Source organism: Bacillus altaicus, from assembly GCF_042136375.2.
Taxonomy (GTDB): domain Bacteria; phylum Bacillota; class Bacilli; order Bacillales; family Bacillaceae_G; genus Bacillus_A; species Bacillus_A cereus_U.
This window is the reverse complement of the sequence record NZ_CM143394.1, coordinates 4828423-4852924: the sequence shown is the minus strand read 5'-3', so window position 1 is coordinate 4852924 and position 24502 is coordinate 4828423. Positions and strand designations below refer to the sequence as shown.

Here is a 24502-nt window from a genome sequence, read left to right as displayed (position 1 = left end):
ATGGAAACAAGAATAGAAGAGATTTATAGTTCATGTACAGGAATAGTAGAAGAGATTTGTATTAATGAATCCTCTTACGTATATGAATGGGAAAAATTAATGATGATCCGAAAAAATGACGGTGAGATTGAAAAAATCGCAGTAGGGATCAGTGGAAATATAAGATTAGTAAATGTAGAAGTTGGACAGAACATTGATGCGGACACATTATTAGTTAAGTTAGAAGATGATTTATTAATTACTGGTTGTGAATGATGAGAGATGTGTAGAAGTAACTGCACATCTCTTTTTTGTTCCATATATTACAAAAATAACATTGTTTTTTCACAAATTTCACACAGTTTTTTGATATTCTTCTAGTTGAATATAAATATAACGAATAGATATTTTAGAATAATGTATTCTCGTTGAGGGGGATTATATTGTTTTTTAGGGAGGAAATATGGATGAGAGTAAAGTATGCTGTGCTTGCTATATGTTTATGCTTCGTATTTACAGTAGTAGGGTGTGGAAAAAAGGAAATAGAAGTAGTTGCAGTTGATGAGAAAAACGATAAGTGTGATATTTGTCAAATAGGGGTAATGGATAATCAATTCACAACAGAAATTATTTTGGAGAGTGGAAAAGCATTAAAGTTTGATGATATTGGCTGCATGTATAAATGGATGGATAGCAATAAAAATGAGAATATGAAAGAAAAGTTTGTGCGAGACTACGATACGAAAGATTGGATTCCATTGCAGGAAGCAACTTATGTATATGATAAAACAATAACAACACCTATGGCTTATAACGTAATTTCTTTTAATGATAAAAAAGATGCAGAAAGTTTTGTTTCTAAATATACTGGGGCGGTCCTTTCCTATAAAGATTTATCAGAGCATAGGTGGGAAATGAATAAAGAGATGATGGGGAAACCGAAAAAAGAGAATAGCGGAGGACATTCTCATTAATCCGAAAAAGTAGTTACATAAAGGACAACCATCTAAGGTTGTCCTTTTCTTTGGCTGATGAGATGAAAAACGGAAAGATAAAAGGTGTAAAATAGTTAGAAGAACAGTTACAATATAATATAGTGACATATTCAGAGTACATTTGAGTAATTAAGGGTAACAAAGATGTACAAGTATCGCTGAAATATGCTAAACTAATTGCTCCATAATATTAATGATGGAGCTGGGTGGCATATCATTCCAAACATGAATTATATGTTGAGAAAACATGAGCATAAGTATACTATGACAATTGAAGAAGGAATATAAGGTACTTATGGATAAATCTATTGAAGAAGAGTTATTGCATGTGATGGAGGAATGGTTAAGAAAACATTATCTTTCATAGGAGCTGTAGTTGTGAGAAAACAAAAAATTTTATTATGTACATTATTAGGACTTTTAATGATGGTAGTGGCTTGTGATAAGCAAGAAGAACCTGAATCGAAACCGGTTCACGTGAAAAACGAAAAAAACGAAAAAAAGCAAGAAAAGCATAAAGAAAAGGAAAAAGATAAAGAAGAGACTGGTATAAATTTAATGGATAAGCAATTATTGCTTTCTGCGACCCTAGGTGATACAGAAACGACTATGAAGTTAATAAAGGACGGGGCAAATATAAACGTAGAGGGCGATAATGGAGAAACACCTATCTTGGCAGCGGTGTATCAAAATCATATAGAGACAGTTAAAGCGTTAATTGATGCAGGAGCCGATATTGAAATCCAAGATGAAAAACAAAGCAATCCATTTCTTTATGCTAGCAGAGAGGGCTATACAGACATCGTAAAACTACTAATTAATGCAGGAGCTAATACGAAAGAAACTACTAGGTCAGGTGGAACAGCATTAATTTCTGCATCAGAGCGTGGTCATGTAGAGGTCGTAAAAGAATTATTAGAGCACACGGATATTGATGTGAATTATAAAAATAATCGTGGTGGGACAGCGTTATTAGAAACGATTGTGTTAGGAAATGGTAGTGACAGCCATAAAAGGGTAATTCAAATGCTTATTGAGCATGGAGTGGATGTAAATATGGCTAACAATGAAGGAACTACGCCATTGCAACATGCTGAAAAAAGAGGCTTTAAAGATATTGCGAATATGTTGAGGGTAGCTGGGGCGAATGAAGTAGTGCAGCCACAACAACCAATGGAGTAAAAAGAAGAAGAAATAAAGGGTACGAATTAATCCCATTTAGATAGACAGAATGAAGAAGTCATTTAGTATGATGGATTCAGTAATGTGTATTTAAATGGGGTTTTTGTTTTGAACATGAAAAATAGAGTATGGATAGTATATGGAGACTACACATAGTAACTAAGGAGGATATAAATGAGGCTTTCAGAACTTGAGTTAATAGCAATTCAGGCAGAGGTTTTATTTGTTCATAATCAAGCAGGAAAAATGATATGTGTAAATGAACAGGGAAATCCGAAAGCACCGCGTTTTTTTCTTGGTAGAACTCGTGAAGGGAATATAAAGAGATATCATTATAATCTGGATAGTGAAATGATAAGTAAGATGGAGAAATTAATTTTAGAATGTTCAAATCATATAGAGATAGCAAAGATTATTAAAGTATTAAATGATGAGAGAACGGTGGAGAATATTTGGATGGGTTCTGCTTACATTTTTCCAAATAATTCAAATAAGCCGACTAGGGCGATACAAATAACAGAGAAAAATAAAGAGCTTTTGCGAGAAAATTTCCCTCATCTAATAGAACAGATGGAATGGAGGCAACCTTATTTTGCAATTGTTGAAAATGAACAAGTAGTTTCTATATGTTGTAGTGCAAGAAGCAGCCCAGAGGCTTCTGAAGCGAGTGTAGAAACGTTAGCTGAGTTTCAAGGGAATGGATATGGTTCGGATGTTGTTACAGCCTGGGCGATATCGGTAAAAGAAGAAAAACGTATTCCACTGTATAGTACTTCTTGGGAGAATTTTGCCTCGCAAGCAGTGGCGAGAAAACTAAAATTGATTAAATACGGAATGAATTTACATATCACTTAAATTTTAAACACAGTTGTTTGCTGTTGGAGTTTATTCGAATATCTAGATTACTGTAAAGAAAGCCGCATCCTGAACAAGGATGCGGCTTTCTTTACAGGGAGATAAGGGATCAAAGAAATGATGAAGTCTTATCTCTTTTATATGAGTAAAGGGTCTAGAATGAATTTTGTCCTTGTCATTATTTGTTTAACTCCATTGCAACTTGTTTGCCGTTTACGAAAACCTCTGCCACTGCTACAACAACTTCCATCACTTTTTTCATATCTCATCTCTCCTTGTTTTTTGTTTCATTTCTTACCTTTAGTATAAGGAAATACAGTAGTTGCAACTATCGAATTGGATGACAAGAGACTTACATTGTTGTAAGGAAATTGGTTGTACTTGTAATAATAATACTTTCTAGTAGTTGAGTTCAGAAGATTCCTTTAAATTCAGTTATAATTAAAAATAACTGAATTTAGAAAGAAGGGGAAAAATGAATAGGATACTTGTCATTAGTGATATTCATGGAGAGATTGATAAATTTGAAAAGTTACTCGAGGAAATACAATACAATGCAAAACAAGATCAACTAATTCTATTAGGGGATTATGTAGATCGTGGCCCGAATGCACGTGCTGTAATTGAAAAGGTGAAAGATTTAAAAGAAGAAGGAGCGTTCGTTTTAAAGGGGAATCATGAAGATATGATGATTAAAGCGTTAACGACTGATGAGGAACGTTCATGGAACCATTGGGTAAAAAGAAATGGTGGAGATAAAACATTATATAGCTATGGATTCGTAGAAGAAGACATTGCGGTTAATGAGGAGGACTTCCAAAAGCCGATTGTAAAATCTCATGTATTAGAGGAACATGTAAAGTTTATTCAAGAATTAGATCATTACATTGAAACAGAAGAGTATATATTTGTACATGCTGGTGTTGAGCCAATGAAACAAGTTTCTGAATCTGAACCGTACACGTTAATGTGGATCCGTAATGAGTTTCATAGTGGGTATAGTGGCGAAAAGGTTGTTGTATTTGGCCATACGGAAACAAAAACGCTTCATGGTAGTGAGAATTGCGGAGTGTATTTTGGTAGTAATCGTATTATTGGAATTGATGGCGGGGCTGTGTATGGTGGTCAGTTAAATTGTTTGGAGTTGCCGAGTAAAAAGGTGTATGTAGTAAAAAATTGAAAGAGATAAGGGCAATCTTATTTCTTTCAATTTTTTATTAAGCGAAATTTAAGAAAGAGCTTTTATAATAAAGGTTTAAAATTCTCTATCGAGCAAAAATTCAGCAGGGGATATGTGGGAATGGAATTACATGATATGATTACATTCTTTCGTTAGGAAGAGAAGAAATGTAATAATAAATAGAATTGAACTATATTGTGGAAGGTGAGAATATGCGCTTACTTGTAGTAGAAGATAATGCTTCTTTATTGGAGTCTATAGTACAAATTTTACGTGATGAATTTGAAGTGGACACGGCAATGAATGGGGAAGACGGTTTATTTTTAGCATTACAAAATATATATGATGCAATATTACTTGATGTCATGATGCCAGAAATGGATGGATTTGAAGTTATCCAAAAAATACGAGATGAAAAGATTGAAACGCCAGTTTTATTTTTAACAGCGAAAGATTCTTTGGAGGATCGAGTTAAAGGCTTAGATTTTGGCGGGGATGATTATCTCGTTAAGCCGTTTCAAGCACCGGAACTAAAAGCGAGAATTCGTGCTCTATTAAGACGAAGTGGTAGTTTAACAACAAAGCAGACAATTTGTTATAAAGGAATCGAATTGTTTGGAAAAGACAAAGACGCACAAGTTGATGGACAAGGAATTAAGTTGACCTTAAAGCAGTATGAACTTCTAGAGTACCTCGTTCAAAATAGCGGTAAAATTTTAATGCGTGAACAAATTTTTGATCGTGTTTGGGGATTTGATTCAGATACAACAGTAGCTATCGTAGAAGTGTATGTTCATCACTTACGTAAAAAATTAGAGCCATTCGGTTATCAGAAAGATATTCAAACTGTTCGTGGTATTGGATATATATTAAAAGACCAATGAAAAAGGGAAGTATGTTTCAAAAAACACGTATTCGTCTGACTATAGTAAACTCATTAGTATTTATCCTATTAATAGGAGTATTAGGGAGTATTATTTATTCATACACATATAAGCGCATTTATAATGAAGTAGATACATCCATAGAAAAAATGGTTCAGCATAGAGAGATTTCAGATGATAAAAAACTACCTAAAAAAATTAGGGGATATCTCCCAATTGGGGATCCAAGGATAATAGAGTTAACTTGGAGTGGAAACAGAGTGGAGATAGGTGGCGAAAACGGCAAACGCCGTTTTATCTTTGAAGACAATTTGGAAAAGTTTTCTCCAAAAAAATTAGGATCTTTGCAAGATATTGAAGTGCAAGGGCTATATTTTAGAACGTTCGCGTTTCAAAAAGATGGGAAAATAGTTCAAATCGTACGCGATATAACAGCTGAAGAAGAAATGTTAAATACTTTATTTTTAATTCTTGTTATAGGTTGTAGCGTAGGAAGTGTATGTGCAATAGGAATCGGCTTTTTCTTAGCTGGGAGGGCACTCGTACCCATTCAAAATTCATGGGAGAAACAGCAGCAGTTCGTTTCTGATGCATCACATGAATTAAGAACACCACTTGCGGTTATTCAATCAAAAACAGATATATTATTTCAATCACCATCTGCGACGATAGAAGAAAAAGCGCTGGATATTTCTACGATTTCAAAGGAGTGTAGACGGTTATCGAAGCTCGTAGCTAATTTATTATTGTTAGCACGTTCGGATTCTAATCAAATCGAGGTGGATAAGAAAACATTTGAAATGGGTAAATTGTTAGAAGAAATAGTAGATCCATATAAGGAGATTGCTTCTTATCAAAAAAAAGAGATGATATTAAAAGTAGAACGTGACGTATCATTTATTGGCGATAGAGAGAGAATCCATCAATTGATGGTCATATTGTTAGATAATGCGATGAAGTATACGAATGAAGGCGGGCATATTCAAATTGCTTGCACGCAAACGAGTAGTTCAATTTGCATACAGGTGAAAGATGACGGGATAGGAGTTAAAGAAGGGGATATTCCAAAGTTATTTGATCGTTTTTATCAAGGAGATAAAGCGAGAAGTCCATCAGAAGGAGCGGGGTTAGGTCTTTCAATCGCTAATTGGATTGTAGAAAAGCATTATGGGAAAATATCGGTAGGGAGCAAATGGGGAGAGGGCACTTGTTTTGAAGTGATTTTTCCTAAAAACCAAAGATTATAAGTGAGAAGGCGACCTTGTTTTTTACAAGGTCGTCTTTTTTTAAGGGAAAGTTAAGGAACAACTTGTATCATGTATTACATAATGGAAACTTATGATGGAAAGAAAAGCTGTAAGTTTTTTTGAATGAACTGGATAAATCATAAGGTTATTTCTAACAGAGATGAAGTTTATGTATAGTATAAAAAAAATTATGGGAAAGCTGGGAAAAGAAAGCGTGAGAGGGAGGAAGAAGTCTTGAAAAAGAAAATGATGACGGTATTCACTATTGGAGTAATGAGTTTAAGTATATTAGGGGGTTCCTCTCCTTCTGGAATGAAAAAAGGAAAGACAGATTACACGCAGCGTAGTAAAGAACAATTAAATGATGGGAAAATACATGCAATGCATACAGAAGAAAAGGCAGAAAAGCTAGGCATTGAAACGGATGGGAAAGAACAAATTACGTTAGAAAAAGAAATTCATGAGACTGAGGTAGGAAGAGAAGCAGAACAATTAGGTATTTCGACGGAAGGAAAAGATGTCGGAACTCTTTCAGAAGAAATCTATGAAACAAAAGTGAAGCAAGAAGCGTCAAAATTAGGCATATCTATAGATAATACATCGATTGTGAATTTGATTACTCAAATTAATACGATTAAAATTAATGATGAAGCGGATAAATTAGGTATTTCGACAAATGGAAAAGAAATAGAAGACATTGCGGAAGAAATCTATGGAACGAAAGTAAGAGAAGAAGCAGGAAAGTTAGGTATTTCTCAAAAAGGAAAAGAGATGGAAGATTTAGCACAAGAAGTGTACGAACAAAAAGTGCAGGGAGAAGCAAAAAAATATCATATTGATTTATACGGCAAAGATATATATCAAGTATTAAGAGAAATTAATGAACAAAAAGTAGTAGAAATGGCAGATGAGCTTAATATGGATAGAACGAATATAGGCATTCAAGAGCTAGCGGAAAAAATAAAACGAGAACAACCTGAAAAAGGAAACGAACTAAAATTTGTACCGATGATTCAAACAGATGCTGATGCGTTTTATTTGTATTTAACGAATTAAAAAGGGCGTGAAAGTGATACGAAAATGGAAGTGGTATATATGTATGGCTGTACTATGTATAGTAATTTGGGGTGTATATACAAATGGAATTACAAAGTATGTAGAGAAGTTAACATTCTTCAATATACAAAGCGGAAAACGAACGGAGTTTAGTAATAACGATGAAAAGGTCATCTTGTCAAATGTGCCTTTAATTCAGCAATTACCAGAGTTAGAGAGAGGCTGCGAAGTGACAAGCTTAGCGATGATGTTACAATATGCGGGTGTTTCTGTAGATAAGATGCAATTAGCAAATGAAATAAAAAAAGTTAATTTTATGGAAGATGGTGTACGTGGGAATCCGAATGAAGGGTTTGTAGGGAATATTTATACTTTTTCTGAATCTGGATACGGTGTATATCATGGACCGCTTTTTCAGTTAGCGAAAAAATATTTACCTAATGAAGCTGTGGACTTAACAGGGAAGAGTATAGAAGAAATTTATAAGAGTGTAAAAGCAGGGCAACCGGTAGTCATGATTACGAATGCAACATATGCTCCTTTAGATGAAGATGAATTTACTACATGGGAAACAAATAGTGGGGATGTTTCTATTACGTATAATGAACATTGTGTTGTACTTGTTGGGTACGATAAGGAATCTGTATATATTCGAGATCCCCTCGATGATAGCTTAGATGTAAAAGTGCCAAGAGGAAACTTTGAACAGGCATGGGTGCAGATGGGGAGTCAGGCAATTAGCTATGTAAATAACTCCAAATAAATTAGGAAGAAGAGCATGAACTATATAACTATAAGGTGAAGGATAAAGATTTAAGGAATTGTAAGAGAAGTTTTGCAGATTTTTTTTGAAGAGAAGCTGTTAAGAAATAAGAGAACTTTAGCTTATTATATATGCTAAAGTTCTCTTGTTTTTTATGATTAAAATGTTTAGGGGAAGTGAATATGTAAAATGCATAATTGACGAAAAAAATTACACATTATCATTATATGTTGTTTTATATATGTTGATTGTATAAAATTACACAAGTGTTCTACATTACATAAAGGAGGTTTATTATGCAAAATATATTCAATTGGGTTAAAAGTATGAGTATCAATAAAAAATTAATCATTTCATTTTTTATTATTTTAACTATACCAGGACTTATTATCGGTGGTGTTTCATATCAAACTGCCAAAACAAATTTTGAACATCAAATGACAGATAAAGCAAAGGAGAATATTTCAGTTTTAAATACTGTTATTTCTCAAAATATAGAAGAGAAATTTGTTGATGCGTCGTACTTTGCAGACATCTTAACAGAGGATACATATCCAAATGGACAAGAAGAAATAGTAAGAACGAAGTTAGCACAATATATAAAGCTTCATCCAGAAGTAGAAGGTATTTATATTGGAACGCAGACGGGAAAGTTTATAAGAGAACCATTTATTCAAATGTCTGATGGCTATAATCCAACAGATAGATCGTGGTATAAAGAAGCGCATGAAAATAAAGGAAAGGTAATTGTTACCGCACCGTATCAATCAGCATCTACAAAAAATATGGTAGTGACAATTGCTAAGGAAGTAAAAGATGGTAAAGGTGTTATAGGGATTAACTTGAATTTGGATAACATCCTAAAGGTTTCAAAAATGATTAACATTGGTGAAAAAGGCTATGCAGTTATTTTAGATCAAAATAAGCAAATTGTTAGTCATCCGTCTAGAAAACCGGGTTCAAAGGTTACTGAGCCTTGGATTAAACCAATTTATGAAGACAAACAAGGAAATGTATCTTATACAGAACAAGCTGATAAAAAGAATTTAATCTTTGCAACAAATGAGAAAACAGGATGGAAGATAGTTGGAGTTATGTTTGACGAAGAAATTACCCAAGCTGCGAATCCAGTGTTTTATAAAACTTTGATTGTCATTACCATCGCTATTGCATTTGGTAGTGTATTAATTTATTTCATTACAAATTCTATTACAAGGCCATTACGAAAAATAGCTGATTCGGCACATAAGATTAGTAAGGGGAATTTGACAGAAAAAATTACTATTTACTCCAAGGATGATATAGGAAAATTAGGGGATTCATTTAATGAAATGTCTACCTCTTTACAAGATGTGATTACCCAAATTAGCTTTTCAGCAGAACATGTTGCAGCATCGGCAGAAGAGTTAACAGCGAGCGTACAGCAAGCGAATGATGCGACAGATCAAATTACAATTGCAATGGAACAAGTATCAGGTGGGGCTGAATCACAAAGCCAAGGTGTTGAAGAAGGTGCGGCTACATTACAACAAGTAAATATAGCAATTCAAGATGTAACTGGAAGCGCGGAGTCAATTTCCATCTCCTCATTACATGCGAGAGAAAGAGCTGAAGAGGGAGAAGAATTGGTTGAACAAACCGCAAAACAAATGCAGTCTATTTCTAGGTCGGTATCCCAGTCAGATGCTATTATTAAACTTCTTGATGAGAAATCAAAGCAGGTAGGGGCTATTTCTGAAGCAATTCAAACCATCGCTACTCAAACGAACTTATTAGCTTTAAATGCGGCTATTGAAGCAGCAAGAGCTGGTGAACAGGGACGAGGATTTGCTATTGTAGCAGATGAGGTTAGAAAATTAGCAGAGCAATCAGGAGAATCATCTGGAGAGATTGCAAATTTAATTACAGAAATTAAGGCTGATATTGAACATACTGTTAAGGCGATGGATGATGTTAGTGAAGAAGTCCAATATGGTTTAGAGGTTGTAACGAAAACGAAAGTAAGTTTTGCAGAAATTTTAAATTCTACTACTCAAATTGTTTCTCAAGTTAATCAAATGGTAGAAACAACGAAGAGTATAGCTGGAGATGCAAACGAAGTAACAAATGCTATTGATGAAATTGCAGCGGCGGCAGAAGAAAATACAGCCAGTATGCAAAGTGTTGCAGCTTCAACAGAAGAACAAGTGAATTCGATGGAAGAAATTAGTTCGGCTTCGCAAAACTTAGCTGAGATGGCAGAAGAACTACAAGCAATGACTAGTAAATTTAAAGTATAATAACAGCAAATAAGTAAGGTGAAAATGATATCACCTTACTTATTTTTCTATTCAGCAATTAGGGGAGTCATTAACGGGATGAAAAAAAGAAAAAGACTATGGAATTTATGGAAAACGATTACATTATTAGTGTGTACCGTTGTCATTTTTTCTTTACTTGTGACAGATATTTTAATCAGCCATAATGTTGAACGAACGACAGAAGAAAGCCAAGCAGAGAAGGCAAAAACGATTGCACATATTGTAGCGAATGATTCGGTGGTAATCGATGGTTTAATTGGGAAAGCAGATACGTCCGCCATCCAAACGTATACAAATAGGATATTAAAAAATACAGGTGTTCAATTTATTGTCGTTATGGACATGGATGGGATAAGAAAATCTCATCCAAATCCCCAAAAAATAGGTCATCATTTCGTTGGAGGGGATGAAGGAACGGTATTGAAGGGAAAGGAACACGTATCTTTAGCAGAAGGAACTTTAGGGATTTCAATGCGAGTATTCGTTCCTGTTTTTGCTGACACAGGTGAACAGCTTGGTGCGGTTGCTGTTGGTATTTCAGCAGATAATGTAAAAGAGAGAGTTAAGGAAAGTAGACATATTATTTATATTGGTGTCGGAGTTGGATTGTTAATTGGCATTATAGGAGCGATATTGCTAGCTAGACATATAAAGAAGAGTCTGTTTGGTCTGGAACCGCACAGGATAGCGAAAATTCTTGAAGAAAGAAATACGATGTTACAATCAGTAAAAGAAGGTATTATTGCCGTAGATAAAGAGGCAAAGGTAACGTTAATTAATAATGAAGCAAAACGGATATTTAAGAAAAGCGGACTTAAAGAGGATTTTATTGGTAAATCTGTTGAATTGTATATGCCGAATTCACGTATAAAAGAAGTGTTGCAAACAGGAGAGGTACAATTAAACGAAGAACAAAATATTTATGGAATTACGATTGTTACGAATCGTGTTCCTTTATATGTAAAAGGAGAAATAGTTGGTGCGATTGCAACATTTCGTGATAAAACAGAAATCAGAAAATTGGCAGAAGAATTAACTGGTATTAGGCTATATGCGGAAGCATTACGGGCTCAATCTCATGAATTTATGAATAAAATGCATGTCGTATTAGGGCTAACACATATGAAACAGTATGAAGAATTGCAGAAATATGTAAGTAGTATGGTATCAGAGCATCAATATGAAATTGGGGGGATTATGAAAAAAATTCAAAGCCCAGTATTTGCTGGTTTTTTATTAGGTAAACTTAGCTATGCTAGAGAGAAAAATATAAAGTTAATTATAAAAAAAGATTCTTATTTACCAGAAATATATGATGAGCGTATCATTCATGAACTGATAACCATTGTCGGAAATTTAATTAATAATGCATTAGACGCAGTGACGAACTGTGAGAAGAAACAGGTTGAAGTTGGAATACAATATGGGGATACATTAATTATTACAGTACAAGATACAGGGAAAGGCATAAAAGAAGATGAAATTGATGCATTATTTATAAAAGGTTATTCCACAAAGGGTGATAATCGGGGGTATGGTTTGCATCTTGTAAAGGAAAGCATACAGCGAATAAATGGGGAAATTCATGTTCATTCATTGTTAGGAACGGGAACGACAATAACGATTGAAATACCTAAAAGTAGGGATGAGAGATAAGATGATCAAAGTTTTGATTGTAGAAGATGATCCGATGGTTGCGATGTTAAATACGCATTATTTAGAGCAAGTGGGAGGGTTTGAACTTGTCCATGCAGTCAACTCAGTTAAAGAAGCGATAGAAGTATTAGAGAAGTCACGAGTAGACTTCATATTACTTGATATTTTTATGCCTGAGGAGACTGGATTTGAGCTGTTAATGTATATTCGAAATCAAGAAAAAGAAATTGATATTATGATGATTTCAGCTGTGCATGATATGGGAAGTATCAAAAAAGCATTACAATACGGGGTTGTAGACTATCTAATTAAACCATTTACATTTGAACGCTTTAAGGAAGCATTAACTGTGTATCGAGAAAAATTTACTTTCATGAAAGAACAACAAAAAATTAGTCAATCGGAATTAGATTCGCTAATTTTACAAAAAGAAAAAAGAGAGTCCTTTGACTATAAAGAGCTTCCGAAAGGATTAACAAAGCAAACATTGCAACTAATTTGGCAGCAAATCAAATCGCTTCACGGACAAGCATTTACAACAGATGAAATGGCGAAATTAGTAGGGGTTTCAAGAGTTTCTATTCGAAAGTATGTAATGTTTTTGACTGAAATTGGAGTTTTAGAGAATGAAATGGTATATCAACATGTGGGAAGGCCGGTAAGTAAATTAAGGTGCATTGATCAAAACAAAATAGACTTTTACGTATAAGCGACTTATTATAGGTCGCTTATACTTTTTTTAATTACAAAAGTAGTTACAAAACTTACAAAAACTATTTTTACTATTGAAAGCGTTTTAATATTGTTATTAAGAAAACAAGGGGGTGCCATATGGGAATTCAAAAGAATGTGGAAGCGGTATCATTTTCTGAGGGGAATGAGGTACAAAGAGAATCGTTCGTTTCTAAAATTATGAATGTAAAAATCGGTGTAATACCTTTACCGTTATATGTAGTATTGGCTGCCATTATTTATGGGGCATCTGTATATAATAAGTTGCCAGCAGATATGATTGGTGGATTTGCAGTTATTATGATTATGGGTATTTTCTTAGGTGACATTGGGATGAGAATTCCAATTTTAAAAAATATCGGTGGTCCAGCAATTCTCTCATTATTTATTCCATCGTTACTTGTATTTTTTAACTGGATGAATCCAGCTTCAATGGAAGCTGCGACTATGTTAATGAAAAAATCGAACTTTTTGTATTTATATATTTCTTGTTTAGTAGTTGGAAGTATTTTAGGAATGAACCGTAAAGTATTAGTACAAGGTTTCGTTCGTATGTTTATTCCTTTAGTAGTAGGGACGTTAGCTTCTATAGCAGTAGGCCTATTAGTCGGTTCACTATTTGGATTTGAAATGAAGCAGACATTCTTCTTTATCATCGTACCAATTGTGAGTGGTGGTATCGGGGAAGGGATTTTACCATTGTCGCTAGCTTACAGTGATATTTTAAATGAATCATCAGCAACATTTGTATCACAGCTTATTCCGGCAGCTATTATTGGGAATATGTTTGCAATCGTGAGTGCAGGGTATATGAAGCGTTTAGGTGAGAAGAAACCGGAGCTTAGTGGTAACGGTGTATTAGTGAAAACAGACAATCAAGCAGATTTATTAAAAGAACAAAATACAGAGAAGCCAATTGACTTCTCATTAATGGGAGCAGGTTTATTAATTGCATGTACGTTCTTCATCTTCGGAGGATTTGCTTCTAAGTTCATCGGTATTCCTGGGGCAATCATTATGATTTTCTCAGCAGCACTTGTGAAATACTTTAAATTAATGCCAGCAAAAATGGAGCAAGGAGCATTCCATTTATATAAATTTATTTCAAAGAATTTAACTTGGCCGTTAATGGTCGGTTTAGGATTGCTATATATTCCGTTAAAAGACGTAGCAGCAGTTCTTTCGGTAGGATATGTTGTTGTGTGCGCATCGGTTGTTCTTACAATGGTAGCGTCAGGTTTTCTTGTAGGGAAAGTGATGAAAATGTATCCAGTTGAATCAGCGATTGTAACTGGATGTCATAGTGGTTTAGGTGGAACTGGAGATGTTGCTATTTTATCAGCTTCAAATCGTATGGAATTAATGCCGTTCGCGCAAATTTCGACGCGTTTAGGCGGGGCAGCAATGGTTGTAACAGCGACAATCTTATTAACAATGTTTTCATGATCAAACAAGCTAGCTATATTCATATAGCTAGCTTGTCAAATTAAGGGGAGATTATAAGTATGTTAGAAAATCAAATTAATGAAAGATCATTGTTATTGCATAAAGAGTTAGTAGGGAAAATTGAGATTACAAGTAAGGTAGAAGTAAATACAGCGGATGATTTAAGCCTGACTTATACACCAGGTGTAGCGGAGTCTTGCAAAGCAATTGCAGCAGATGAAGAAACAGCGTATGACTATACAGCAAGAGGGAATATGGTTGCAGTTGTTTCAGATGGAACAGCAGTACTTGGTTTAGGGAATATTGGACCGAAAGCGGCTATGCCTGTTATGGAAGGGAAAAGTATTTTATTTAAGAAGTTTGCGAATGTAGATGCTTTCCCGTTATGTTTAGGTACGACTGATGTGGATGAAATCGTTACCCTTGTGAAAAATTTAGAGCCTACATTTGCAGGTATTAATTTAGAGGATATTGCAGCACCACGCTGTTTTGAAATTGAAAAACGATTAAAAGAAGAAATGAATATTCCTGTATTTCATGATGATCAGCATGGGACGGCTATTGTCGTTTTAGCAGCTGTTATTAATGCATTAAAAGTTGTAAGTAAACAAATGGATGATGTGAAAATTGTTATTAATGGTGCGGGTTCGGCAGGAATTGCAATTGGGAAATTATTATTAAAAGCTGGCACAAAACACATTACGTTAGTTAGTTTAGAAGGTATTGTTTGTGAAGGTGAAACATGGATGAACGAAGCGCAAATCGAAGTTTCAAAAAAGACAAATCGAGACTATGTACGTGGAACATTAAAGGAAGCAATTCATCAGGCTGATATTTTCATTGGTGTATCGGCGCCTAACGTATTAACGAAAGAACTTGTACAGATGATGAATGAGAAAGCAATTGTATTTGCAATGGCGAATCCAATTCCAGAAATATTCCCAGAAGATGCATTAGAAGCTGGTGCAGCTGTAGTAGGAACTGGGCGTTCTGATTATTCGAATCAAGTAAATAATGTATTGGCGTTCCCTGGAATATTCCGCGGTGCGTTAGATGTGCGCGCGACTGATATTACAGAAGAGATGAAATTAGCGGCAGCATATGGAATCGCTAACATAATTACGGACGAAGAGCGTAATGCGAATTATGTAATTCCAAATCCATTAGATAAAAGAGTTGTTCCAAGTGTTGCAGAAGCAGTAGCAAAAGCAGCCATTGATTCAGGGGTGGCACAAATTACGAAAATGCCAAGTTATAAATAGTCAAAAGCAGTGCCTTTAAGGCGCTGCTTTTTTGAGATAAGAAATCAAAATAACGAAGAAGTGTTCTAGTTTTGTCACCTTACTCAGCATTGATTACAAATTGCTCATAATATTTTTCATTCACATATATATTTAATATCCATAATCCAGATGAAGGTAGTGACATAGTGAGTGGGAGTTCGGTTGTAGTAGAATCAATTGTATTTGAAGTAGTCCAAGTTGGTTTAGAAGTATCTTGTTGAAAGAGTACGGGTGTTGGGGTTACTGATCCTTGTTTTAGTGCAATAATAGATAGTTTTCCAGTTGGCATTTCAGGATCTAGGAAGAACCACATTATTTCATTTTGCTCATTGGCGATAATAGAGCTATCAGCCATTGCGATTTTCCCTTCAATGCCTTTTAACGGTATTTTTCCTTCTACGAATGATGGCGCTTCTTCCCAATTTACATCTTTTAAGACACTAAGATGAAAAAAGGAAGGTGCATTAATTTGAGAGGATGACGTTTCTAGTACTTCTTTTTTAGGTACATTTGAATCAGGTTGCACTTGTGCGCAGCCAGTAATGAGGAAGGAGAAAAGTAGCATAGTTCCGATTTTTTTCATGGTGCCACACTCCTAATTTTTATTGTTAGTGTAATTGTATTTGCCAGCAGACGAGACAATTCCTTTAAATCATAAAAAGAGGTCGTAAGTTTTGTACGACCTCTTTTGACATTTTCTATCCCGATTGGTGCGGGCTAATAATCAGTGGGGGATGGAACCTCCCCACTGATTAAAGTTTCACTTTATATTTGTTCAGTTGAAAAGGTTGGTTCTCTCTCTTTTTGAGGCATTGTTAAGAAAATAACAGAAAGAACAATACATACTCCGCCTAATAATTGATATGCTCCAAAAGATTCATTAAGCCAAGCGATTGAAACGATGGCAGCTACAAGTGGTTCAATGCTAGATAAAATACTTGTTTCTGTTGCTGCTAAATATTTAAGACTCCCGATATAAAGAAGGAAAGAAAGAGTGCCACTTATAATGATAAGAATAAGCATAGAAAAAGTTTGCAGTGTGAAAGTTTGCGAAATCTGATTCCATCCAAAAGAGCGATTACAAATAAGCAGTGCAATCCCTCCAATTAACATCCCCCAGCCAATTACTATAGTTGTTCCGCATTCTTTAATAAGAGAAGCCGGATGAAGGGTATAAAACGCAAAACCAATCGCTGTTAATAGGCCGAAAGTAATAGCTGCTTTAGATAAAACAATATTTTCAATTGAACCGTTTGTAATAATAAAGTATGTCCCTGTTAGAGCAGTTATAATTGCGAGTATTTGCATAGAAGCAGGGAATTTTTTTTGCTCAAACGCAACGTAAATAGTAATAAGAACAGGACCTAGAAATTGAAATAGTGTTGCCGTTACGGCATTACTAATATGAACTGTTTCGATAAAAGCGTACTGCGCACCAAGCATGCCAAGAATAGAGAAAATTATAAGTTGTATAAAGTGTTTAGGATGTTTCCAAATGTGAAATATGTTTTGTTTTTTAATAAGCAAGAAAGCCAAAATGAATATTCCTGCGAGTAACAGGCGAATTGTTAAAAAATCAATTGATGATACGTTCGTATGTTGAAATAGCCACTGAATCATGGGACCAGATAATCCCCATAGGGTAGCTCCTGTAATAATCATCATAAGCCCGATGCGTCTACCATTGTTCATTATCATGCATCCCCTCTCTAGTATTTGATTATTAATGTGTTACATGATAAAAGGAATTATATAGAACTTTTGGTACTGTAAAAAGTATCAGTTATGTGTTTTTGGGAGGGGTCAGACGTTGTGTTAGAATTAACGCCTAATTTGAATACAAATAGTAAGACAGCATTGTATGTACAATTGTATGAGTATATAAAAAAAGAGATTAAAGATGGAACGATTCCGGCCTTTACGAAATTACCGGCTAAGAGGAAGCTGGCGACATATTTGCAAGTGAGTAAAAATACAGTTGAAGCTGCTTATGAGCAACTTCTTGCCGAAGGATATATTGAGTCGATTTCTAGAAAAGGTTATTTTGTATGTGAAATCGAACAAATGATTCATGTGGAAGGCAGCGAAGAGGTAATAGGAGAAGCGCCTTTTCAAGATAAGGAGTATAAATTTGATTTCACTCAAACGGGTGTGGATACTAATACTTTTCCGTTTCATGTATATCGAAAAATTACGAACGAGGTATGGCAATTTGAAAATAAAGATTTACTTCTTATTGGACATCCGCAAGGGGAGGTAAGTTTACGAGAAGCAATCGCGAGCTATTTGTATGAATCTAGAGGTGTACGATGCGTAGCTAGTCAAATTGTAATAGGAGCGGGTACGCAAATATTAGTAAAAATGTTATTTCAGTTGTTAAAGGGAAGTCGTTATGCGGTTGAGAACCCTGGGTACCATCGGAAAATGGTTGTTTTTGAGCAAGGGGAACAAAATGTACAAATGTTATCTTTAGATAGAGATGGAATTCGTATGTCACAGTTAGCTGATAGCCATGCAAATGTTGTATTTGTTACACCTTCGCATCAGTTTCCTTGCGGGATGATTATGCCAATTACGAGAAGAATGCAGCTTTTGCAATGGGCGAAAAAAGAAGAAGGAAGATATATTATTGAAGATGATTATGATAGTGAATTCCGCTATTCAGGAAAGCCAATTCCAGCGCTGCAAGGGTTAGATAGAGATGGGAAAGTAATTTATATGGGGACGCTGTCTAAAGCGCTATTGCCATCATTACGGATGAGTTATATGGTGTTACCAAAATCCCTTATTAAGCAGTATCAAGAGCAATATTTATTTTACACACAAAGCGTTTCAAGAATGGATCAAGAGATCATTAGGAAATTTTTAAATGACGGGCATTGGGAAAAGCATATTCATAAAATGCGTGTTGTGTACCGGAAGAAGAGGGATCGTCTTGTTGCGGTAATAGAAAAATATTTTTCTAATCGCATTGAAGTAATAGGGGAAGATTCTGGCTTACATATTTTATTAAAAGTGCATAATGGGATGGAAGAGAAAGAATTAATGGAAGCTGCAGCTGAACGGAGTATTAAAGTGTATCCTGTTTCGATGTATTATAGGGAAGGGACTTCTCTCAAAAGTACAGTATTGCTTGGATTTGCGACTTTATTAGAGGAAGAAATTGAAGAGGCCATTCAATTATTATATAAAGCATGGTTTACAAGAAAGTAAAAAACATCCTCATAAATGGAGGATGTTTTTTTATTATTTTCCTTCATCTAGGAAAAGAACCATATGCTCTTCATCCCAATATTGTCCGTTATATTTTAATGAGCGTTCTTGCACACCAAATGTTTTAAATCCTAATGACTCATAAAGTTTTTTTGCACCATCGTTTCCGACAACAACATCAAGCATAACTTGCTCTACTTCTAAAGATTTAGCAAGCTCAAGACATTCTTTAATAAGTGCTTTTCCCGCTCCAAGTCCGCGTGCTTTTGGAGACACGTATACTGAACCAATTTTCGCTTTATGTTCTTGTTTTACATATGATTTCGTTTCCAGTGTTGCAACTCCGATTAATTCCCCATCTTTAAATGCACCTAGTGTATAGTTCTCATCTTGTGCTAATTTTTGGGCTTTATATTCAATAGCACATTCTTTATTAATAATATCTTCATAAGAAGAGCTGAAAGCTTCCGGATTTTGTTTTAATCCTTCTACTCGAAGTTCTAAGTAAATTTCTGCTTCGTCTTTTGTTAATACATGGATATCCAATTGTATCACCCTCCAAATCTTTGACAGTTATACCTATATTTTATATTGAAATAAGAATAATTTCAAAACCTTAGCTTATATGAGCTGGTTTTATAAATAAAATAGCACCAGTAGTGTTGACTACTACTGGTGATTTCACGCATATATTATTCAAATGGTAATTCAATTATAAATTCTGTTCCGACTTCTACTTCGCTTTTAACTTCGATAGAACCATTATGAAGTTCTACAATTTCCTTTGCAACAGCTAGTCCGATACCTTTTCCTCCTGTAGCTCGTGTTCTAGATTTATCGACACGGTAAAAGCGATCGAAAATGTGTGGGATATCTTCTTTTGGAATACCTTCACCTTCATCTTTTATACTTATTGTAAAAGTATTCGCATTGGTTAGTACACGTATTGTTATAGAAGTGTTTTCTGGCGAATGTTGATAAGCATTATGCAATAAATTTAACATCACTTGTTCCATACGCCTTTCATCTATACGAACTTTTAAATCATTTTTACAGTACACATGAATTTCTATTTGTTTGTTGGTTAATGTTGTTTTTGTTTTTTCAACCATGCGTTCTAAAAATGGCCTAAGGAGCATTTTTTGTTTTTTAATAACGAATTGATGTTGCTCTAATTGTACGAGCATAAATAAATCTTGTACGAGATCAGTTACACTATCGGTTTCATCCTCGATGATTTGTAAATACTCTTCACGTTCTTCCTTCGTTAAAGAATCTCTCTTTGCCACTTTCGCATAACCTTTCATATAAGTTAGTGGCGTTAGTAACTCGTGCGCTACACTGGCAAGAAATTCATTTCGCTCTTTTTTCATATACGTCAGTTCGCTAGACAGTTCCTCAATGGTTGTGGCTAAACTTCCAAGTTCATCATTTCGTTTAATCCCTAATTGAATTGGTTTGTTTAATTTTGACATTTTTTCTGTTGCTCTCTTCATCTTTATAAGAGGATCTGTAATAACTCGAGAAAAAACAAAGACAGAAATAGTTGTTAAAATAAGTGTTAAAATACTCACGATAATGAATTGATCCATGAGTCTAAGTAGCATATTTTCTAAGAAGGATGTTTTTAAGAACATGTGTAACTTTCCTTGAAAGTCTTTTGTGTCAATTGGTGTTACTGTTGAGATAAATTTTGATTTTTTCCAATTCTTTTCTACTATTAATCCACCCCTTTTAACGGGGGCGATTTTACAATGAAGTTGTTTTTGCATATCTTGTGTTACTGTTTCTGAGGTCGAAGTGATTTTTCCATTACTGTCAGTTATAACAATGGCTATATCAGAATTAGTAAGTGCTTCTGTTTCCATTAAATCTTCAGCGGCATCTTCAATAGAGAAGCCAGAAGAGGCAGGGCGGTTGAGATGTTCAGCATGTTTTTTTTGCTCAGCGTATTTGCCGTATTTGCTCCATTTTGCACGCCGTTCAATCGTATCACGATAGCGGTTGCCCTTCTCTAAAAGGGCAACGGTTTCCTCTTCAACACGCATTTTTGAAAGACTTTTATAAAAAGATACGAAAGCGATTGCCTCAATACATAAAGCTAATATTAAAAAATATGTCCCAACTTTAAGGGAAAGTCTGCTCATTTTCTCACCATACCTTATTTCATATAAAGTGAAGGCTAATAATCAGTGGGGAGTTCCATCCCCCACTGATTATTAGCCTTCACCAATCGGGCGTTTACGGGCAGTTGATCTCCCATCTAACTTCTTCGCACCCACTGAATTTTGAGATTGGAGTCTTACTGCCCGTTAATGCGGGATAAAGTGAAACTTTAATCAGTGGGGTTTTATCCATCCCCACTGACCGAAGTAATTATTCATTTTTCCATTTATATCCGACTTTATAGACAGTTTCTAAGTAGTCTTCAACTGGAAATCCTTTTTTGCGTAACTTATCCCGTATATTACGAATATGTGAATCGATAGTTCTGTATTCGATGTCTGTTTGATAGCCCCAAATCTTTTCGATTAAATCGTCTCGGCTGTAGGCACGGTTTGTATTTTGTAAAAATAGTCCGAGTAACGAAAATTCAATAGGAGTTAGTGAGATTTTTTCATTATAAACTGTAACAGTATGTTTCGTTTTATCCCACTCAATACCATTGAAGCTAACAAAGCTATCTTTCTTTGTACGACGTAATATAGCTTCGATTCGCGCGACTAATACATGTTCATCGAATGGTTTTGTAATATAGTCATCTGCTCCCATGGTCAGGCCTTTGACCATATCATAATTTTGGTTGCGAGCTGTTAGCATAATAATTGGAACGTTGGAAATTTGACGGATTTGATAGCAAGTATCCCACCCATCCATATTCGGCATCATAACATCTAATAAAATAATATCGAAGTCCTTTTGTTCGATTACTTCTAGCGCTTCAAGGCCAGAAGTAGCTTTCATACAAAAATAGCCACGAGGGCTTAAGAACAGATCTAATAACCGTAACATACGTTCTTCATCGTCTACTAATAAAATTTTCACCATAATCTTGTGCACCCCAAACTATTCATTCTACTTGTATAGTTTACATGAAAATAATAAAAAACTCTTTTTATGTGATTGAATGGATGGCTGATTTTTTCAATCAGGGCAATTGACATAAAAAATGCACTAGTTTTGCACAACTATTTTTTATAATAGAAAACGTAGCGACACAAATACCCTATGTTGCGACATAACGTCATGTCATTTTATTTATAAAATGACAATTCCATTCTATTGTGTATGTGAGATAGAGAGGGTTTTCGTATTCACCTCGCATCGGATAAGAAAAATTTCCTATCTCACACTTTTTTTAATATAAAGGGGATTGTACACATGAGTAAAAAAGTAGAATTTTCACAAAAAGAAAAGCAAGATCGTAATGCGATTGTAATGTGTGTTGCAGTATCTATGCTTATTATGATAAGTTGTGTAAATAAATTTTTCGGGATTTTATAATAGAAAAAAAGCGTATTGCTTCTTAAGAAGCAATACGCTTTTTTAATGTGTTCTATATAATAAACCAAGGTAGAATTGCCAGTCCAGAAGTTACAATTGCTGTAGCAAATATTAAAAAGATAGCTTGTTTGTTTTGTTTCATGTTACATTCTCCTCTACATATCAATTGCATGCTATACGTTCATGAAATAATCAGCGGGAGATGGATCATCCTCGCTGAGTAAAGTTTCACTTTACCCCGCTATTTGCGGGCAGTAAGACTCCCATCTCAAAAATCAGAGGGTGCGAAGAAGCTAGATCAACTGCCCATAAAAGCCCGATTGGTGAGGGCTAATAATCGGTGGGGGATGGAGCTCCCCACTGATTAAAGTTTCACTTTATATTTTTAGTATAACGAATGGAAAGGATTGGAACGATCGATAAAGGTGACATGAAGATTACATTGTTGTAATGAAAAAAGCATCTTAATTAATAAGAAGATGCTTTTGAAAAATTATATTAAAATGTTAATTATTTAAGAATAAAACCATATGCTCTTCGTCCCAATATTGGCCATTATGTTTTAAGGACCGTTCTTGCACACCGTAAGTTTGGAAGCCGAGGGACTCATATAATTTTTTTGCAGCAGTGTTATCAGCAACAACATCAAGCATAAGTTGTTCTACATGTAATTTATCGGCATTTTCAATAATCGCTTTAATTAAAGCTCGTCCTGCACCGAGGCCACGCGCTTTTGGAGAAACAAAAACTGAGCCGATTTTTGCCTTATGCTCTTGCTTAATAAATGGCTTTGTTTCTAGAGTAGCAATACCGATTAAATCATTATCTTTGAAGACACCTAGAGTATACTTATCCGGATTGCTTAATCGCTTTGCCATAGCAGCGACAGGGTTTTCCTGTTTAAGAACATCTTCATAAGAAGAGCTAAAAGCCTCAGGGTTTTTCATTAAACCTTCCATACACACTTTCAAATAAATTTCTGCGTCCTCTGTTGTTAATAAGCGAATTTCCATAGTTGTAACCTCCTAGATTGATTCAAATTTAATTCATTAACTTTGTAAGATTAAGTTTAGTTAAATGTATTCTGTGACTATTCTTTCTTAATTTGTAAAAGAATGAAAAGATTATGCTACTATGTTTTCATTTTATTTATGTAATGAAATTATATATTAACTTTATTAACTATTCAAGTGATATATATATTACATTTTTATAACTAAAATAACTCCTCAATTGAGGAGTTATTTTTTAATTGTTCGATTGATAACCATCGATTCGTTCTGGATGTGTATAAATATTGCAAGATCCATTTCGAATAAACCCTACTACGGTAATACCTAAATCATGGGCGAGTTGCAGAGCTAGTTTAGTTGGAGCAGATTTAGATAGAACAATTTCGCAACCTATTTTTGAAACCTTTAACAAAATTTCAGATGAGATGCGTCCGCTAAACGCAATGATTTTCCCTTGAACAGAGATATTGTTTCGTAAACAATGACCGTATATTTTATCTAGCGCATTATGTCTTCCGATATCCATTCTTGATAAAAGAATGTTATTTCGATCACATAGAGCGGTATTATGCACACCACCCGTTTGGCGAAATGTAGTTGAAGATTGTTGTAAGGAAGTCATTAGGTGAAAACATTCTTCCGGAGTAATAGTTATATGTATATCATGTAACTTTTTTGCTTTTGCTGCATCGTTGACGAAAACAAAACCTTGTCTACTTTTTCCGCAACAAGAAGTTACGTACCGTTTATTATATAAAGTTTGATAGAGCGGATTAATTTTTGATGATTTTACATGGACAATTCCGTTTTCTTTTTGGATCCATAATTCTTCAATATCTTTATAAGAAGAAATAATTCCTTCAGAAATTAAAAAACCGATTACCATATCTTCAATGTAATTAGGAGTGCATACAACTGTTACGTATTCTTCGCTATTTAATTTAATTGTAATAGGAGATTCCGTAACAACCTCATCGGTTTGTTTTGAAAATGTACCAGATTGATAGCGTACAATTGTATATGTTTCTTGAATAGGCCCCATATTAAATTCCCCTTTATATGTATTTCTCTCCATATTTATCATAAAACATCGCAAAACCAAAAGCATCTACTAACAAGAAGATGGCAGATTATTTTGGTTATTATTGTATATGTACGATATAATAGATTTGTAGAATAGCGACATTTTCAAGCTTTCGTAGTTATACCTTATA

Annotated in this window: 23 protein-coding genes; 16 read left to right on the top strand and 7 right to left on the bottom strand. The window is 34.6% G+C overall.

Features of this window, described 5'->3' with window-relative positions:
* The 14 genes from ACE38F_RS25060 to ACE38F_RS24995 all read left to right on the top strand — a co-directional run bounded on the left by ACE38F_RS25060 (position 1) and on the right by ACE38F_RS24995 (position 15537).
* The gene (locus tag ACE38F_RS25060; RefSeq protein ID WP_002169200.1) at positions 1–255 is read left to right on the top strand and encodes a hypothetical protein; all 255 of its coding nucleotides are present in this window, start codon (positions 1–3) and stop codon (positions 253–255) included.
* A 191-nt stretch (positions 256–446) separates the two neighbouring features.
* Positions 447–953, top strand: coding sequence for a nitrous oxide reductase accessory protein NosL (locus ACE38F_RS25055; protein WP_375370758.1), 507 nt, complete (start codon positions 447–449; stop codon positions 951–953).
* A gap of 360 nt (positions 954–1313) precedes the next feature.
* Complete coding sequence (locus ACE38F_RS25050) at positions 1314–2156, top strand: ankyrin repeat domain-containing protein (RefSeq protein WP_375370759.1); 843 nt, start codon at positions 1314–1316, stop codon at positions 2154–2156.
* 174 nt (positions 2157–2330) lie between these two features.
* Positions 2331–3011 (top strand): GNAT family N-acetyltransferase, encoded by a 681-nt coding sequence (locus ACE38F_RS25045; protein ID WP_375370760.1) that lies wholly within the window; start codon positions 2331–2333, stop codon positions 3009–3011.
* 475 nt (positions 3012–3486) lie between these two features.
* Positions 3487–4191, top strand: a complete 705-nt coding sequence (locus ACE38F_RS25040; RefSeq protein ID WP_375370761.1) for a metallophosphoesterase family protein — start codon at positions 3487–3489, stop codon at positions 4189–4191.
* Positions 4192–4403: 212 nt separating this feature from the next.
* A complete protein-coding gene (locus ACE38F_RS25035) occupies positions 4404–5075 on the top strand; it encodes a response regulator transcription factor (RefSeq protein ID WP_215555175.1) in 672 nt (223 codons plus the stop codon).
* A gap of 11 nt (positions 5076–5086) precedes the next feature.
* The gene (locus ACE38F_RS25030) at positions 5087–6322 is read left to right on the top strand and encodes a sensor histidine kinase (protein WP_215555176.1); all 1236 of its coding nucleotides are present in this window, start codon (positions 5087–5089) and stop codon (positions 6320–6322) included.
* A 234-nt stretch (positions 6323–6556) separates the two neighbouring features.
* Complete coding sequence (locus ACE38F_RS25025) at positions 6557–7378, top strand: transporter (protein WP_375370762.1); 822 nt, start codon at positions 6557–6559, stop codon at positions 7376–7378.
* 43 nt (positions 7379–7421) lie between these two features.
* Positions 7422–8141 carry a C39 family peptidase gene (locus tag ACE38F_RS25020; protein WP_375370763.1) on the top strand — a complete coding sequence of 240 codons (720 nt, stop codon included), beginning with the start codon at positions 7422–7424 and terminating at the stop codon, positions 8139–8141.
* Positions 8142–8437: 296 nt separating this feature from the next.
* Positions 8438–10420, top strand: a complete 1983-nt coding sequence (locus tag ACE38F_RS25015; protein ID WP_462782392.1) for a methyl-accepting chemotaxis protein — start codon at positions 8438–8440, stop codon at positions 10418–10420.
* Positions 10421–10498: 78 nt separating this feature from the next.
* Positions 10499–12097, top strand: a complete 1599-nt coding sequence (locus tag ACE38F_RS25010; protein WP_341307733.1) for a sensor histidine kinase — start codon at positions 10499–10501, stop codon at positions 12095–12097.
* Position 12098: 1 nt separating this feature from the next.
* Positions 12099–12806, top strand: coding sequence for a response regulator (locus ACE38F_RS25005; protein ID WP_078180324.1), 708 nt, complete (start codon positions 12099–12101; stop codon positions 12804–12806).
* Positions 12807–12928: 122 nt separating this feature from the next.
* A complete protein-coding gene (locus ACE38F_RS25000) occupies positions 12929–14275 on the top strand; it encodes a 2-hydroxycarboxylate transporter family protein (RefSeq protein WP_375370764.1) in 1347 nt (448 codons plus the stop codon).
* A 59-nt stretch (positions 14276–14334) separates the two neighbouring features.
* Positions 14335–15537, top strand: a complete 1203-nt coding sequence (locus ACE38F_RS24995) for an NAD(P)-dependent malic enzyme (RefSeq protein ID WP_375370765.1) — start codon at positions 14335–14337, stop codon at positions 15535–15537.
* Between the two features lie 79 nt (positions 15538–15616).
* Here ACE38F_RS24995 and ACE38F_RS24990 read toward each other — a convergent pair whose 3' ends face one another.
* Both ACE38F_RS24990 and ACE38F_RS24985 read right to left on the bottom strand, forming a co-directional pair.
* Entirely contained in the window at positions 15617–16141 is a 525-nt protein-coding gene (locus tag ACE38F_RS24990; protein ID WP_375370766.1) for a DUF4871 domain-containing protein, read from the bottom strand.
* Between the two features lie 182 nt (positions 16142–16323).
* Complete coding sequence (locus tag ACE38F_RS24985) at positions 16324–17250, bottom strand: DMT family transporter (RefSeq protein WP_215555185.1); 927 nt, start codon at positions 17248–17250, stop codon at positions 16324–16326.
* Between the two features lie 120 nt (positions 17251–17370).
* Here ACE38F_RS24985 and pdxR point away from each other — a divergent pair, with 120 nt between their 5' ends.
* A complete protein-coding gene (gene pdxR, locus ACE38F_RS24980) occupies positions 17371–18771 on the top strand; it encodes a MocR-like pyridoxine biosynthesis transcription factor PdxR (RefSeq protein WP_375370767.1) in 1401 nt (466 codons plus the stop codon).
* A gap of 33 nt (positions 18772–18804) precedes the next feature.
* On the opposite strand, the gene ACE38F_RS24975 is transcribed toward pdxR, so the two are convergent.
* From ACE38F_RS24975 to ACE38F_RS24965, 3 genes are all read right to left on the bottom strand, one after another.
* Entirely contained in the window at positions 18805–19317 is a 513-nt protein-coding gene (locus tag ACE38F_RS24975) for a GNAT family N-acetyltransferase (RefSeq protein WP_375370768.1), read from the bottom strand.
* A gap of 146 nt (positions 19318–19463) precedes the next feature.
* Complete coding sequence (locus ACE38F_RS24970) at positions 19464–20918, bottom strand: sensor histidine kinase (protein ID WP_215555188.1); 1455 nt, start codon at positions 20916–20918, stop codon at positions 19464–19466.
* Between the two features lie 229 nt (positions 20919–21147).
* Positions 21148–21819 (bottom strand): response regulator transcription factor, encoded by a 672-nt coding sequence (locus ACE38F_RS24965; RefSeq protein ID WP_375370769.1) that lies wholly within the window; start codon positions 21817–21819, stop codon positions 21148–21150.
* 333 nt (positions 21820–22152) lie between these two features.
* Here ACE38F_RS24965 and ACE38F_RS24960 point away from each other — a divergent pair, with 333 nt between their 5' ends.
* Complete coding sequence (locus tag ACE38F_RS24960; RefSeq protein ID WP_286675783.1) at positions 22153–22275, top strand: hypothetical protein; 123 nt, start codon at positions 22153–22155, stop codon at positions 22273–22275.
* Positions 22276–22781: 506 nt separating this feature from the next.
* Here the strand turns inward: ACE38F_RS24960 and ACE38F_RS24955 are convergent.
* Together ACE38F_RS24955 and fdhD are read right to left on the bottom strand one after the other, a co-directional pair.
* On the bottom strand, positions 22782–23288 hold the full coding sequence (locus ACE38F_RS24955) for a GNAT family N-acetyltransferase (protein ID WP_002010444.1): 507 nt from the start codon (positions 23286–23288) through the stop codon (positions 22782–22784).
* Between the two features lie 235 nt (positions 23289–23523).
* Complete coding sequence (gene fdhD / locus ACE38F_RS24950) at positions 23524–24330, bottom strand: formate dehydrogenase accessory sulfurtransferase FdhD (RefSeq protein WP_375370770.1); 807 nt, start codon at positions 24328–24330, stop codon at positions 23524–23526.
* Positions 24331–24502 lie beyond the last annotated feature (172 nt).